Below are 13,690 nucleotides of genomic sequence, written 5' to 3'. Positions count from 1 at the left end.
TCGCCCTGCGACCCTTGTCCCATGCGCCTGTTGATCGTGGAGGACGAGAAGCGGCTCGCGGTGTCGCTCGCCAGGGGACTCACCGCCGAGGGCTTCGCCGTGGACGTGGTGCACGACGGGCGGGAGGGCCTGTTCCGGGCGGGCGAGACCCCGTACGACCTGGTGGTCCTCGACATCATGCTGCCCGGGATGAACGGCTACCGGGTCTGCGCCGCCCTGCGCGCCGCCGGCAACGACGTGCCGATCCTGATGCTCACCGCGAAGGACGGCGAGTACGACGAGGCCGAGGGGCTGGACACCGGGGCCGACGACTACCTGACCAAGCCGTTCTCGTACGTCGTGCTCCTCGCCCGGATCCGGGCCCTGCTGCGCCGCCGGGCGAGCGCCGGAGCCCCGTCGCCCGTGCTCGTCGTCGGCGGGCTCAGCCTCGACACCGCGAGCCGCCGCGTGCACCGCGACGGGGCGGAGGTCACCCTCACGGCGAAGGAGTTCGCCGTACTGGAACAGCTCGCGCTGCGGCCCGACGCCGTGGTCAGCAAGGCGGAGATGCTGGAGCACGTCTGGGACTTCGCCTACGACGGCGACCCCAACATCGTCGAGGTCTACATCTCCACGCTGCGGCGCAAGCTGGGCGCGGAGCGCATCCAGACCGTGCGGGGCGCCGGATACCGGCTGGTCGCCGTGGGGCCCGCGGGGGAGGGCACGGCGTGATGCGCTCGGTGCGGGCCCGGGCCGCCCTCGGGGCCACCGCCGTCGTCACCGTGGCGCTCGTCGCGGCGGGGCTCGCGGTGCTGCTCGTGCTCGGCGCGAAGCTGACGGACCAGACCGACCTGCGGGCCGAGGTCGCCGCGCGGGAGGTGGCGTCGCAGGTCGCGGTGGGGGTCGCGTACGAGAAGCTGGAGCTGCCCGACAAGGACGACAACCCGGTCCAGGTGGTCACCGAGGACGGGCGGTTGGCAGCGGTGAGCGAGAAGCTGGAGGCGATCTCGGGGGCCGGGAGCCCCCGGGTGCGGCCCGCCGCCCCCGGGACCGCGCCCGCCGAGGACGACGACGAGTCCGACGGCCCCGGCCGCGGCGAGGTCTCCCGCGACGAACCCCGCATGTCGACCGGCAGCGCCACCGTCGACGGGGACACGGGCGAGTACCGCTTCGCCGCCGTCGAGGCGACCGGCCCCGACGGGCGGACCGTCACCGTGTACGCGGGCGCGCCCCTGTCCGGCGAGCGCGAGGCCGTCGGCGCCGTGCGGGACGCCATGCTCACCGGGCTGCCGGTGCTGCTCGTGATCGTGGCCGGGGTGACCTGGCTGGTCACCCGGCGGGCACTGCGGCCGGTGGAGGGCATCCGGCGCGAGATGGCCGCCATCACCGCGTCCGAGGACCTGTCGCGCCGGGTGCCGGCCCCCGGCACCGGCGACGAGGTGGACCGGCTCGCGGTCACCACCAACGAGACGCTCGCCGCGCTGGAGGGTTCCGTGGAGCGCCAGCGCCGGTTCGTCGCGGACGCCTCGCACGAGCTGCGCAGCCCGATCGCCTCGCTGCGCACCCAGCTCGAAGTGGGCGCGGCCCATCCGGAGCTGCTCGACCTGGACGGGGCGGTGGCGGACACCGTACGGCTCCAGGACCTGGCCGCCGATCTGCTGCTGCTGGCCCGGCTGGACGCGGGGGAGCGGCCGGGGTCCGCCCGGGTGGACCTGTCGGCTCTCGTGCGCCGGGAGGTCGCCCGGCGGGCCGACCGGGACCGGATTCCGGTGACGGCGGAGGTCGCGGACGGCGTCCAGGTGGCTGGATCGCGCGGTCAGCTCGGGCGCGTGCTGGGCAATCTGCTCGACAACGCGCAGCGCCACGCGACGGGTTCGGTCGCGGTGACGCTGCGCGCGGAGGCCGGGCGGGCGGTGCTGGAGGTGTCCGACGACGGGGCCGGGGTGCCGGAGGCCGAGCGGGAGCGGATCTTCGAGCGGTTCGTCCGGCTCGACGACGCCCGCAGCCGCGACGACGGCGGCGCGGGCCTCGGCCTCGCCATCGCCCGGGACGTCGCCTACCGGCACGGCGGCACGCTGACGGCGGGCCGGGCGGCGGACGGGGGCGCGCTGTTCCGGCTCGTACTGGAGCTGACGTAGGCGCGGCGGCCGCTGATCGCGCGGCGCCGGCGGCCCGGGGCGCCACGGAGCACGCAACGGCTCAGATCTTGCCGCGCTTGTCCCGCAGGTCCCGTGCGACCGGCTTCAGGACGGTGCTCAGCCGGTCCAGGTCCGCCGGCTCGATCAGGTCGATGAAGTGCCGGCGCACCGACGCCACGTGGTGCGGGGCGACCTTCTGCATCACCTCGCCGCCCTCGTCGGTGAGGACCGCGTAGAGGCCGCGCCGGTCGGACTCGCAGTTCTCGCGCCGGACCAGGCCCGCCTTCTCCATACGGGTGATCTGGTGCGAGAGGCGGCTCTTGGACTGGAGGGTGGCCGCCGCCAGGTCGCTCATCCGCAGCCGCCGGTCGGCGGACTCGGAGAGGTTGACGAGGATCTCGTAGTCGTTGTTCGTCAGGCCGAACGGCTGGAGGTCCTTCTCCATCCCGTGCATGACGAGCTTGCTGGCTTCCAGGTAGGTGCGCCAGGCGCACTGCTCGGCGTCGCTCAGCCAGGGAGTGTCAGCCGGTTCGCTGTCAGAGGGGGGCATGCAGGCATCATACCTAAGAAGTTGAATACTGGACGAAAATGGCGGGTCTGCGCGGTGTGACGCCCGGCACGCCCCTCAACGGGCGGCTCCCCTCGAACGGACGGTCACACTGCGCAGAATACCGCTCACAGTCCGAAGCGCCGCTGGAGGTCCCCGAGTTGGCCGGGAAGGCGCGTTCCGGAGCCCTGCGGACCGCCCTGCCCGCCGCCCGGCACCCCGGCATTCTGCCCCGCCGCGCCGCCGACCGCGCCCACCGCCTGCTCGGCCATCAGCAGCTCGGTCGACTGGAGCAGCACCGTGCCCGCGCCGACGAACTCGAACTGGTGCTCCTCGCCGGAGGCGCCGCCGACGCCGGTCATGGCGCGGAGCCCGCCCAGCACGCCGGCCAGATACCCGTGGTCGTAGTGGTGGCAGGGGGACGGGCAGTCCGCCCAGCCCACCAGCGCCTGCGGGTCCACCCGGATCGGCGGCTCCATGAAGACGACCGGACCGTTGGAGGCGGCGACGAACTTGCCCGTGCCGATCAGGGTGAGGAAGCCCGGCACGATCGACTGCTTGAGCGCCAGCGTCGGCTGGTACGCGAGGAGGTTCCCGGCGCGGATCGTCAGGTTGCCCTCCTCCAGGTCGAAGGAGTTCACGTCGAAGGCGCGGTCGGCGAGCAGCATCTTGCCGCTGCCCTCGGCGACCACCCAGTCACTGGCGTGCAGCGGCGAGTGGAAGCTCGTGCGCAGCAGCCGGTCGAAACGGCCGTGGCCGATGCCGTTGAACTCGATCTGCCCGTAGTAGGCGATCATCTTGCCCTTCTGCAGGAACCACTGGCTCCCCTTGAGCTCCACGCAGAAGGTGTACGGATTGACGTTGTCGTCCGAGGGAAGGGTGTGCGGGTCGAGGACCACAGGGCCGGTCACAGCTTCTCCTCCGAGGCCTGGACGTACACCGCGCCGTGGCCGGACAGCTCCAGTTGGAACGCCTCGCCGGAGCCGCGTCCCACCATGTCGCGCCAGCCGAGCGCGGTCGACAGCTTGTTGCGGACGTCCCCGTGGTGGGCGACGTACGCCTGCGGGTCGACGTGCACCGGGCGCTGCGGGGTGATCGGCAGCTCGATGACGCCGCCGTGCGCCATGACGGCCACCGCGCCGTGGCCCTTGAGGGTCGTGGTGAACAGGCCCTGGCCCGTCACCTGGCCGCGCACCATGCCCATGACGCCGCCCTGCGAGCCCATGAACATCGTGCCCTGGGTCAGGGTGCCGTCGAAGGCGAGGAGGCGGTCGGCCTCCACGCACAGGGTGTCGCCGGACAGGTTGATCACCTGGATGTGGTGGCCGCCGTGGCCGAACATCACTGTGCCGCTGCCCTCGACCGTCATCAGGGGCGTCGCCTCGTTGGCCACCCGCCGGCCGATCATCGACATGACGCCGCCCTGGCCGCCCTGGATGTTCGGGGTGAAGGACACCTCGCCCCGGTACGCGAGCATCGCGCCGCGCTGGCTGTACATCTTCTGGCCGGGCAGCACCCGCGCCTCGACCATCCGGGAGTTGATCTCGCGGAACGGCATCAGACGTCGCCCCCGACCGTGTTGCGCTCGCTGGGCTGGACGTACACCAGGCCCTCGCCCTCGAAGCGGATCTGGAAGGCCTCGCCCGAGCCCTCGCCGATGAACGTCCGGAAGGTGACCCCGGACTGGAAGGACTGGCGGAGGTTTCCGGTGTGCGCGACGTACGCGCCCGGGTCGACCTGGAGCGGGTACTGCGAGGACACCCGCAGGGCGACCGCCTGCCCGTCGGAGGTGATGGCCGCCTGGCCGTGCCCCTCCACGGTCGTGGTGAACAGGCCGTTGCCGGTCGCGCCGCCGCGCAGCCCCGTGAACGTGGTGCCGGTCCGCAGCCCCGCGTCGACGCACAGCAGGTTGCTGGACTCCACGTGGAGCTTCTCACCGCTGAGGTTCACCAGGTTGATCTCGGAGGCGCGGTCGGCGAAGTAGCACGTGCCGTGCCCCTTGGCCTCCATCACCGTCATCTGTTCGCCGGTGATGCGCCGGGTCACCATGCCCCGTACGCCCTCACCGCCGCCGGTCATCTTCTTGAAGGTGATCTGGCCGTCGTACGCCACCATGGAGCCGTTCTTCGCCTTGACGGCGTCCCCGGTCATGTCGACGGCGAGCACCTTGCTGCCTTGCAGTCGGAACTGAGCCACGACTCGACGGTAGCGGGCGGCTGCCGTCGCGACCAGGGGCCTTCCGGTGGAGGACGCCCCTGACCCGACCCTGAGCCAAGGGTTGGCAAAGCCGGATGCCACAATGTGCGGAGCGCTTGTGCATGCGTTCACAAGATCGCTTCTCCGTATGCCCCGTGAGCTGCCCGTCCGCTCGCGCCGACGACGAAGGTTGCCCCTCCGTGGATCTCAAGACCGCCTCCGCACTCCGCCGCCTCCGCCTGGTCTCCGCCCCCGAGGCGGTGTCCTTCCTGCTGCTCCTCGTCTGCTCGGTGCTCAAGCGCACCACGGAATTCAACGCGGTCCCGGCGATGGGCGCGATCCACGGGCTGCTCTTCGTGCTGTACGTCCTGTTCTGGGCGGACGCCTGGAACCGCACCAAGTGGCCGCTGAAGACCGCCGCCTTCTACGTCGTGATGTCGGTGCTGCCGCTGGGCGGCTTCTTCGCCGAGCGCAAGCTCAAGGCCGAGGCCGAGCAGGCGGTCATCGCGGCCCGCGCCTGCAAGGAGGCCGTCGCGTGATCGTCGCCTTCTCCGTCACGCCGCTGGGCGTCGGCGAGGACGTGGGGGAGTACGTCGCGGACGCGGTGCGGGTGGTCCGGGAGTCCGGCCTGCCGAACCGCACGGACGCCATGTTCACCTCGATCGAGGGCGAGTGGGACGAGGTCATGGAGGTCGTGAAGCGGGCCGTGGCCGCCGTGGAGGCCAGGGCGCCCCGGGTGTCCGTGGTGCTGAAGGCGGACATCCGGCCCTCGGTCACGGACGGCCTGACGTCCAAGGTGGCGACGGTGGAACGGCACCTGTCCGCCTGACCCGCACGCACACGAGAGACCCCTGGCCCACGGGCCGGGGGTTTTTTGCCGCCCACGATTTGAGCAGTAGCTCAAAAGCGTCTTGAGCAGTCGCTCAAAAAAGCGTATCTTCCGTTTGAGCGGTCGCTCAAATCCGGCGGGGTGTGGAGGTTCGCAGATGAAGCGGCAGAGGAAGCAGCTGTACGTCGAAGCGCTGATCCGGGCCGATCCGGAGCTGCTCTGGGAGCGCACCCAGGAGCCCGCCCAGCACCAGCGCTGGGACCTGCGGTTCGGAGAGATCGACCCCCTGCCGTGCGCCGGCGCCGGTGAGCCGCAGCGCTTCCGCTACGCGACCCGGGTGCTGCCCTTCCTGGTCATCGCCGGTACCGGCGTCTCGGCGGGCGAGAAGCGGCGGCCGGACGGCACCCGCACCTCCGCGCTGCGCTTCGCGTCCGCGCACCCGCTGTCCCTGCTCGCCGAGGGCAGCGGGTACTGGCGGTACGTGCCCACCGGGGACGGGGTCCGGTTCCTGACCGGGTACGACTACACGCCCCGCTGGGGACGGTTCGGGGCGGTCGCCGACCGGCTGGTGTTCCGGCCGCTCATGGGGTGGGCCACCGCCTGGTCCTTCGACCGGCTGCGGCTGTGGCTGGAGCGGGGGACCGGCCCGGGGCGGCTGCTGGCGCGGGCCCTGGGCGAGGCGGCCGTCCGTGCCGTCGCGGCCGCCGGCGCGGTCGCCCTCGCCGTGGACGCGGCCGGGCACTCCGACGACGCGGTCGCGGGCGCGGTGCCCGTCCTCGCCGCCGCCCTGCTCGCCGCGGCGGTCCTGCTGCCGCCCCTGCCGGGCACCCCGGCCGCCCGCCGCTGCCGGCGCGCACCGCTCGCCCCCGTCCGCACGCCCGCCGTCCTCACCGCCCTGGAGCAGTCGTGAACCACGCCTCGATCTTCCGCACCGCCATGGGCGACGACCTCTTCGACCGGCTGCACCCGCAGCTCCAGCGCCGCTTCTCGGTCGGGCTGGACAGCGGGGAGATGTGCGTCGGGCGCGGGGTGATGGACCGCATCTGGCACGGGGGCGCCTTCGTGCGGCCGTTCCTGAAGCTCGGGGCGACGCGCAACATCCTGGTGCCCGAGACCGGACGGCACGTCCCGTTCGTGATCGAGAACGTGCCCTACGTCGACGCGTACGGAAGGGAGACCGTCACCTTCGTGCGCACCTTCCACCTGCCGCGCGGACCCCGCCGGTTCGACGCCACCATGGTCCACAGCCCGCAGCGGCAGTGCGTGCTGGACTACCTCGGCACCCACCAGCACCTCGCCAGCGACCTGCACTTCTCCGCCGACCAGCGGGGCGGCCTGGTGATCCGCTCCGGCGAGCACCGCTTCCGGGAGGGGCCGGTGGACGTCCGCGTACCGGACCTGATCGGCGGGGACGCCGAGGTCCGCGAGGACTACGACGACCGGACAGGACGCTTCCGGATCCGTGTCAGGGTGGTCAACCGGCGGTTCGGGCCCCTCTTCGGGTACGAGGGGTCCTTCCGGGCCGCCTACCGAGACGCGTCAGCGCACGGCCTGCGGCCGGGGCTGCGCCCGATCAGGGAAGAGGCTCGCGCGTGAGTGCCGCGGAGACCAAGGAGAAACTGCTGGCCGGAGCGTTGCGCACGCTCAACGAGCAGGGCATCGCCAAGACCTCGGCACGCACCGTCGCCGCCGCCGCCGGGGTGAACCAGGCCCTGGTCTTCTACCACTTCGGCTCCGTCGACGAACTCCTCGCCGCCGCCTGCCGGTACGGCGCCGAACAGCGCGTCGCCCGCTACCGGCTGCGGCTCGCCGGCATCCGGTCGCTCGCCGAACTGCTGGACTTCGGCCGGGCCATGCACGAGGAGGAGAAGCGCGGCGGACACGTCGCCTTCCTCGGGCAACTGCTCGCCGGGGCCCAGAACCAGCCGGGGCTGGCCCCCGCGACCGCCGCCGGCCTGGACCTGTGGATCGAGGAGATCGAAAAGGTGCTGGTCAGGGTGCTGGACGGCAGCCCGCTCGGGGAGTTCGCCGATCCGGCGGGGCTCGCCAGGGCCGTCGCCGCCTCCTTCGTGGGCCTGGAGCTGTACGAGGGCGTCGACGAGGCCGGCGCGGCGGGAGCGTTCGACGCGCTGGAGCAGCTCGCCGCGTTGGCCGGCGCCCTGGAGCACCTCGGCCCGGTCGCCCAACGCGCCGTCAGGCACCACCTGCGCAAGGTCCGCAGACAGAGCGCTCCGTGAGGAACCGGCCGCGGCCGCTCCGCGCACCGGTGACCACCGGCCGCGTCCCCCGGTAGCTCCATCGGACGCCCCAAGTCGACACGAACTCATATCTGACGTTTCGTGGCTTTCGTGAGGTATGGGCCTCACGTGATCAGCTTGGAGGCAGTGTGTTGCCGGAGGGCTACGACTACGAGAAGCACAGCCGCCTCGCGGGGCCGTTGACGGACCCGGGGCGCGGTCCCTACACGGTCCAGTACACGAGCCTGCTCTCGAAGGAGCCCCACCGAATACGAGCGGTCCTCCTGATGACGCTCGCCCCGCTCCTCTCGGCCGTGCTGCTCGCGTACCTGGTGTGGCCCTCGCACTGGACCGAGCGGGAGAACGCCGACCCGTGGCTGGTCCGGGCCGACCACACGATGCTCGGCGCGATCGCGCTGATCATGTTCTTCATGCTGCTGAACGTGGTGTCCATCGCGCACGCCACGATGGTCGCCCGCGACCCCGTCCCGGTGAGGGCGCAGAAGGGCACCCGGGTCGCGTTCCTGACGACGTACGTTCCGGGCAAGGAGCCGCTGGCGATGGTCCGCGCCACCCTGGAGGGCGCGGTCGAGGTCCGCCACAAGGGGCGGCTCGACGTGTGGCTGCTCGACGAGGGCGACGACCCGGCGGCGAAGGCGCTCTGCGCGGAACTGGGCGTCAAGCACTTCACCCGCAAGGGCGTCCCGGACTGGAACCAGGAGAAGGGCGCGCACCGGGCGAGGACCAAGCACGGCAACTACAACGCCTGGCTGGCCCTGCACGGCGGCAAGTACGACTACTTCGCCTGCGTCGACACCGACCACGTCCCGCTGCCCAACTACCTGGAGCGGATGCTCGGCTACTTCCGGGACCCCGACGTCGCCTTCGTCGTCGGCCCGCAGGTGTACGGCAACTACACCTCCGTCGTCACCAAGGCCGCCGAGTCGCAGCAGTACCTCTTCCACGCCCTCATCCAGCGGGCCGGCAACCGCTACCGCGCGCCGATGTTCGTCGGCACCAACAACGTCGTCCGGGTCAGCGCGCTGACCCAGATCGGCGGTCTGTACGACTCGATCACCGAGGACATGGCGACCGGCTTCGAACTGCACCGCCGCAGGAACCCGGCCACCGGGCACTTCTGGCGCTCGGTCTACACCCCCGACGTGCTCGCGGTGGGGGAGGGGCCCGCCTCCTGGACGGACTTCTTCACCCAGCAGATGCGCTGGTCCCGGGGGACGTACGAGACCGTCGTCAAGCAGTTCTGGAAGGTGCCCTTCCGGATTCCGCCGGGGCGGCTCCTCAACTACGGCCTGATGCTCGTCTACTACCCCATGACGGCGGTCAACTGGCTGCTCGGCATCCTGAGCTGCGTGCTGTTCCTCTGGTTCGGCGCGTCCGGCACCCAGGTCTCCACCTCCGTGTGGCTGATGCTCTACAGCGACGCCGTGGCCCTCCAGATCTGCCTCTACCTGTGGAACCGCCGCCACAACGTCTCCCCGCACGAGCCCGAGGGCTCCGGCGGCCTGGCCGGCATGGCGATGTCCGCGATCTGCGCGCCGATCTACCTGAAGTCGCTCGGCGCGGCCGTCGTCGGGCGGCGCGGCACGTTCGTCGTCACCCCCAAGGGCGGCGAGGCCAGCCCCGACCGGCTGCTCACCTTCCGCATCCACCTGTTCTGGGCGGCGGTCGTCGTCGCCTCCCTGTGGGCGTCCGCGTACTACGGGCACACCCACGCGGCGATGCGCACCTGGGCCGTACTCGCCCTGGTCATCACGCTGGCCCCGGTCGCGCTGTGGATCTGGAGCCGGCACGCCGAGCGGGACCCGGGCACCGCCGCGCGCCGCCGCGCCCAGGGCGACGCCGGCCCCGAGCCCGCCCGCCCCGCGAGCCCCCCGGCGCCCGCCAGCGCGGCCGCCGCAGCCACCGTCAACGCCACGTCCGGAGGGAAGTGACATGGCTCCCCGACCGCCCGACGACCGGCCGAAGGCCTCCTCGAACACGCCCGGCCCCACCCCGGGCAAGCCCCGCCGGAAGCTGAAGAACTCCCTGCTCGGCGGTGGCGCGGTCATCCTGCTCGTCGGCCTCAACGCCCCCGCGGCGCTGGACTTCGCGCAGGAGAAGTACCACGCGTACAAGATCGCCCAGCCCGACTACCTGGCGGAGTACGGCTCCTGGGACATGCTGGAGGTCCCCGGCGAGTACCGGCTCAACGCCATCCACGCCGCCCTGCTGCACACCGGCAAGGTGCTGCTGATCGCGGGCTCCGGCAACGACCAGAAGAAGTTCGACTCCGGCACCTTCGAGACCGTGCTGTGGGACCCGAAGAAGAACACCTGGAAGAAGATCCCCACCCCCGAGGACTTCTTCTGCGCCGGTCACGCCCAGCTCCCCGACGGCAGGCTCCTCGTCGCGGGCGGCACCGCGCGCTACGAGGTCCTCGACGGCAAGGTCACCCGGGCCGGCGGCGGCATGCGGGTCAAGAACGAGTCGCCGGACAAGGAGATCACCCTCAAGAAGGGCACGCGCTTCCGCTCGCCGTCGGGCGTCGAGTACGTCTCCAAGTTCGACGTCACCGTCCCCAAGGCCGAGCGGGACTTCAAGATCGGCTACTTCTCGTCCGGCCGGATGAAGCCCTGGGAGACCAAGGTGAAGGCCGCCGAGGCGCGGGTCTTCGTCGAGGCCGCCGAGGAGGGCGCCGCCGCGCTCACCACCCAGGCCGCCCAGTACGAGGTCGTCGGCCTGGAGGGCGAGGACGCCGACAACGTCTACGGCCTCGCCCAGAAGATCACCACCGAGAAGCAGGACTTCCAGGGGATCAAGGCGGCGTACGAATTCGACCCCAGGGCGGAGAAGTACGTCCCGGTCGCGCCCATGAAGGACGCCCGCTGGTACCCGACGCTGACCACCCTCGAAGACGGCCGGGTCCTCGCGGCCTCCGGACTCAACGACATCGGCGACGTCGTCCCCGGCGACAACGAGATCTACGACCCCCGCACCAAGAAGTGGGGCAAGGGCCCCTTCCGCTACTTCCCGACCTACCCGGCGCTCTTCCTCACCAAGGGCGGCAAGCTCTTCTACTCCGGCTCCAACGCCGGATACGGCCCCGCCGAGAAGGGCCGCGAGCCGGGCCTGTGGGACGTGCGGACCAACACCTTCAGCAAGGTCTCCGGGATGACCGACCCCGACCAGCTGGAGACCTCGGCCTCCGTGCTGCTGCCGCCCGCGCAGGACCAGAAGGTGATGGTGCTCGGCGGCGGAGGCGTCGGCGAGTCCGAGAAGGCCACGGCCCGCACCGCCATCGCCGACCTGAAGGCCGGCAACCCCGCCTTCAGGACCGGGCCCCCGCTGGCCCGGGGCACCCGCTACCTCTCCTCGGTCCTGATGCCCGACGACTCGGTCTTCACCAGCGGCGGTTCCCGGGACTACCGGGGCCGGGGCGCCAGCGACATCCTCCAGGCGCAGTTCTACGACCCCCGGGCCAACGCCTTCAGGGACGCCGCCGAACCCACCGTCGGCCGCAACTACCACTCCGAGGCCCTGCTGCTGCCCGACGGCCGCGTCGCGACCTTCGGCTCCGACCCGCTGTACGGCGACGAGGACAACACCAAGCTCGGTACCTTCGAGCAGCGCGTGGAGATCTTCACCCCGCCCTACCTGCACCGGAACAAGCCCCGCCCGGTCCTGGAGGGCACCGCCGACTCCTTCGGCCCGGGGAACTCGGCGACGTACCGGACCAAGGACGCGGACCGGATCGTGAAGGCGCGCCTGATGCGTCCGAGCGCCGTCACGCACACCACCGACGTCGAGCAGCGCTCGATCGAGCTGGGGCTGAAGAAGGGCGGCGGCGAGGTGACGCTCACCGTCCCGCGCGACCCCACGCTGGTGCCCGCGGGCTGGTACATGCTGTTCGTCACCGACCGGGACGGCGTGCCGTCCGAGGCGAAGTGGATCCAGGTCAAGTGACCCGGCAGCCGGGCCCGCGGTCCTAGCGGGACGCGCGGGCCAGGCCGAGCGCGTAGTCCGGCCACCAGGTGCCCGCCGTGGGGCCGCCCCGGCACTCGCCGTCCGAGTCGCCGGGGCGCTTGACCCACAGGTAGGCGTCGAGCAGCGGGTCGCCGGTCCGGTCGGTCGGCGGTTTGCCGAGCGCCCGGCCGGGCGGGTTGCACCAGGCGTCGGTGCGGGTCCCCGGGAGGGGGCCCGCGCCGTTGCGGCTGGAGTCGACGACGAAGTGCGCGCCGCCCAGCAGCCCGGACAGCTTCCGGCCGTACGCCCGCACGTCCGCGTCGCGCTGGAAGTTGGAGACGTTCAGCGCGAAGCCGTCGGCCCGGGCGATCCCGGCGCGCCGGAGGGGCCCGACCAGCTTGCCCGGGTCGGTGATCCACGCCGGGTTCCCGGCGTCCACGTACACCCGCGTCCTGGGCTGCTTCTTCAGCCGGTCGACGGCCTGCGTCAGGAGCGTGCTGCGCTCGGCGTGGAACTCGGCGGGGGTGCAGCCGTCGACGATGTGCGGGACGGCGTCCGGCTCCAGGACCACCGTGGCGGACGCGTCGCCGACGGCGCTGGCGAAGGCGTCGAGCCAGCCCCGGTAGGCGGCCGCGTCGGCGGCGCCGCCCGCGCTGTGCTGGCCGCAGTCGCGGTGCGGGATGTTGTACGCGACGAGGACGACGGTGCGTCCCTCCTCGGCCGCGCCCGCGGTGACCCGCCGGATGTCGGCCGCCGGGTGGTCGCCCGCGGGCCAGTCGGCGACCGGCCGCCCGGAGATCTTCGTGAGCTGGCGCGCGTCCTCGGTGCGCCCCTGGGCCGACCACTGACGGACCTGCCGGGCGGCGCTGGAGTCGGGGTCGACCCAGAAGGGCGAGGTGTCGGCGGCGGGGCTGCCGGACTGCCGGGAGGGCTCCGGTCGCGCGGGTTCCGGCTCCGGGGGCGCGGAGCAGGCGACCGCCGCGCAGATCAGCGCACCGGCGAGCGCGGCCGACGCCCGGGTGCGGATCGGGGTGTGGGAACGGAAGGACCTGCGGCCGGACATCCAGCCCCCTCGGGCGACTGCGGGCGGGTGGAACGGAACGCGGCCAATCGTGACACAAGGGATGGTTCGGGCAGGGGTGCGACGCGGTGGCGCGGGCGGATGCGGGCCCGGCGAGGGGGCCCGGTGCGTCGCGGTCGCGGAAGGGGAGGCTCCACAAGACCGAACAGCGAGACAAAGCTGACCAGCATATGACTGACCGGTAGGGTCGGGACCGTGCCGAAGCCGCTCAGCCTCCCCTTCGATCCCATCTCCCGCGCCGACGAACTCTGGCAGCAGCGCTGGGGTCCCGTGCCGTCGATGGCCGCGATCACCTCGATCATGCGGGCCCAGCAGATCCTCCTCGCGGAGGTGGACGCCGTCGTCAAGCCGTACGGGCTGACCTTCGCCCGTTACGAGGCGCTGGTGCTGCTCACCTTCTCCCGGGCCGGCGAGCTGCCCATGTCCAAGATCGGCGAGCGGCTGATGGTCCACCCGACCTCCGTGACCAACACGGTGGACCGGCTGGTGCGCTCCGGCCTGGTCGACAAGCGGCCCAACCCGAACGACGGGCGCGGCACGCTGGCGTCCATCACGGAGAAGGGGCGCGAGGTCGTCGAGGCGGCGACCGGGGACCTGATGGCGATGGAGTTCGGGCTCGGGGCGTACGACGCGGAGGAGTGCGGGGAGATCTTCGCGCTGCTGCGGCCCCTGCGGGTGGCGGCGAAGGACTTCGACGAGAGCTGAGTCCGCCGCCCCGGG

At 72.1% G+C, this 13,690-nt stretch carries 15 protein-coding genes; 10 read left to right on the top strand and 5 right to left on the bottom strand.

The genetic code is table 11. The features are described 5' to 3' along the window. Positions 1–21 precede the first annotated feature (21 nt). Both ACZ56L_RS30550 and ACZ56L_RS30545 read left to right on the top strand, forming a co-directional pair. A complete protein-coding gene (locus ACZ56L_RS30550) occupies positions 22–711 on the top strand; it encodes a response regulator transcription factor (protein WP_471067683.1) in 690 nt (229 codons plus the stop codon). After that, complete coding sequence (locus tag ACZ56L_RS30545; RefSeq protein WP_471067808.1) at positions 711–2,117, top strand: sensor histidine kinase; 1,407 nt, start codon at positions 711–713, stop codon at positions 2,115–2,117. Before ACZ56L_RS30550 ends, ACZ56L_RS30545 begins: the two co-directional genes overlap by 1 nt. A 61-nt stretch (positions 2,118–2,178) precedes the next feature. Here the strand turns inward: ACZ56L_RS30545 and ACZ56L_RS30540 are convergent, their stop codons facing one another. The 4 genes from ACZ56L_RS30540 to ACZ56L_RS30525 form a co-directional block, all read right to left on the bottom strand. Next, entirely contained in the window at positions 2,179–2,667 is a 489-nt protein-coding gene (locus ACZ56L_RS30540) for a MarR family winged helix-turn-helix transcriptional regulator (RefSeq protein ID WP_345228368.1), read from the bottom strand. Positions 2,668–2,792: 125 nt separating this feature from the next. After that, positions 2,793–3,575, bottom strand: a complete 783-nt coding sequence (locus ACZ56L_RS30535; protein WP_345228367.1) for an AIM24 family protein — start codon at positions 3,573–3,575, stop codon at positions 2,793–2,795. Beyond that, entirely contained in the window at positions 3,572–4,222 is a 651-nt protein-coding gene (locus ACZ56L_RS30530) for an AIM24 family protein (RefSeq protein ID WP_345228366.1), read from the bottom strand. Before ACZ56L_RS30530 ends, ACZ56L_RS30535 begins: the two co-directional genes overlap by 4 nt. Continuing rightward, entirely contained in the window at positions 4,222–4,860 is a 639-nt protein-coding gene (locus ACZ56L_RS30525; RefSeq protein ID WP_471067678.1) for an AIM24 family protein, read from the bottom strand. The genes ACZ56L_RS30530 and ACZ56L_RS30525 overlap by 1 nt, the downstream gene beginning before the upstream one ends. Positions 4,861–5,060: 200 nt before the next feature. On the opposite strand from ACZ56L_RS30525, the gene ACZ56L_RS30520 reads away from it, so the two are divergent. From ACZ56L_RS30520 to glxA, 7 genes are all read left to right on the top strand, one after another. Continuing rightward, positions 5,061–5,399 carry a DUF3817 domain-containing protein gene (locus ACZ56L_RS30520; RefSeq protein WP_471067675.1) on the top strand — a complete coding sequence of 113 codons (339 nt, stop codon included), beginning with the start codon at positions 5,061–5,063 and terminating at the stop codon, positions 5,397–5,399. Beyond that, positions 5,396–5,689 carry an MTH1187 family thiamine-binding protein gene (locus ACZ56L_RS30515; RefSeq protein ID WP_401755816.1) on the top strand — a complete coding sequence of 98 codons (294 nt, stop codon included), beginning with the start codon at positions 5,396–5,398 and terminating at the stop codon, positions 5,687–5,689. Before ACZ56L_RS30520 ends, ACZ56L_RS30515 begins: the two co-directional genes overlap by 4 nt. 157 nt (positions 5,690–5,846) lie before the next feature. Further along, positions 5,847–6,599: a hypothetical protein gene (locus ACZ56L_RS30510; protein ID WP_471067672.1), complete on the top strand. Its 753-nt coding sequence runs from the start codon at positions 5,847–5,849 to the stop codon at positions 6,597–6,599. A gap of 26 nt (positions 6,600–6,625) precedes the next feature. Next, positions 6,626–7,285 (top strand): DUF4166 domain-containing protein, encoded by a 660-nt coding sequence (locus tag ACZ56L_RS30505; RefSeq protein WP_345229140.1) that lies wholly within the window; start codon positions 6,626–6,628, stop codon positions 7,283–7,285. Next, complete coding sequence (locus ACZ56L_RS30500; RefSeq protein WP_468690304.1) at positions 7,282–7,926, top strand: TetR/AcrR family transcriptional regulator; 645 nt, start codon at positions 7,282–7,284, stop codon at positions 7,924–7,926. The genes ACZ56L_RS30505 and ACZ56L_RS30500 overlap by 4 nt, the downstream gene beginning before the upstream one ends. Positions 7,927–8,075: 149 nt before the next feature. Then, complete coding sequence (locus ACZ56L_RS30495) at positions 8,076–9,878, top strand: glycosyltransferase family 2 protein (RefSeq protein WP_471067669.1); 1,803 nt, start codon at positions 8,076–8,078, stop codon at positions 9,876–9,878. A gap of 1 nt (position 9,879) precedes the next feature. Then, positions 9,880–11,889 (top strand): radical copper oxidase GlxA, encoded by a 2,010-nt coding sequence (gene glxA / locus ACZ56L_RS30490; RefSeq protein WP_471067666.1) that lies wholly within the window; start codon positions 9,880–9,882, stop codon positions 11,887–11,889. A 22-nt stretch (positions 11,890–11,911) separates the two neighbouring features. On the opposite strand, the gene ACZ56L_RS30485 is transcribed toward glxA, so the two are convergent. After that, on the bottom strand, positions 11,912–12,952 hold the full coding sequence (locus tag ACZ56L_RS30485; protein ID WP_471067663.1) for a glycoside hydrolase family 6 protein: 1,041 nt from the start codon (positions 12,950–12,952) through the stop codon (positions 11,912–11,914). A 213-nt stretch (positions 12,953–13,165) separates the two neighbouring features. Here ACZ56L_RS30485 and ACZ56L_RS30480 point away from each other — a divergent pair, with 213 nt between their 5' ends. Beyond that, positions 13,166–13,675, top strand: coding sequence for a MarR family winged helix-turn-helix transcriptional regulator (locus tag ACZ56L_RS30480; protein ID WP_345228352.1), 510 nt, complete (start codon positions 13,166–13,168; stop codon positions 13,673–13,675). Positions 13,676–13,690 lie beyond the last annotated feature (15 nt).

The sequence above is a fragment of the Streptomyces sp. NPDC039736 genome (genome assembly GCF_055596485.1).
This window is presented reverse-complemented; position numbering and strand designations above follow the sequence as displayed.

Bases quoted from the DNA above. Each gene is read 5' to 3' on its own strand.
- ACZ56L_RS30550 (WP_471067683.1), top strand. From the start codon at position 22: ATGCGCCTGTTGATCGTGGAGGACGAGAAGCGGCTCGCGGTGTCGCTC.
- ACZ56L_RS30545 (WP_471067808.1), top strand. From the start codon at position 711: ATGCGCTCGGTGCGGGCCCGGGCCGCCCTCGGGGCCACCGCCGTCGTC.
- ACZ56L_RS30540 (WP_345228368.1), bottom strand. From the start codon at position 2,667: ATGCCCCCCTCTGACAGCGAACCGGCTGACACTCCCTGGCTGAGCGAC.
- ACZ56L_RS30530 (WP_345228366.1), bottom strand. From the start codon at position 4,222: ATGCCGTTCCGCGAGATCAACTCCCGGATGGTCGAGGCGCGGGTGCTG.
- ACZ56L_RS30510 (WP_471067672.1), top strand. From the start codon at position 5,847: ATGAAGCGGCAGAGGAAGCAGCTGTACGTCGAAGCGCTGATCCGGGCC.
- ACZ56L_RS30505 (WP_345229140.1), top strand. From the start codon at position 6,626: ATGGGCGACGACCTCTTCGACCGGCTGCACCCGCAGCTCCAGCGCCGC.
- glxA (WP_471067666.1), top strand. From the start codon at position 9,880: ATGGCTCCCCGACCGCCCGACGACCGGCCGAAGGCCTCCTCGAACACG.
- ACZ56L_RS30485 (WP_471067663.1), bottom strand. From the start codon at position 12,952: ATGTCCGGCCGCAGGTCCTTCCGTTCCCACACCCCGATCCGCACCCGG.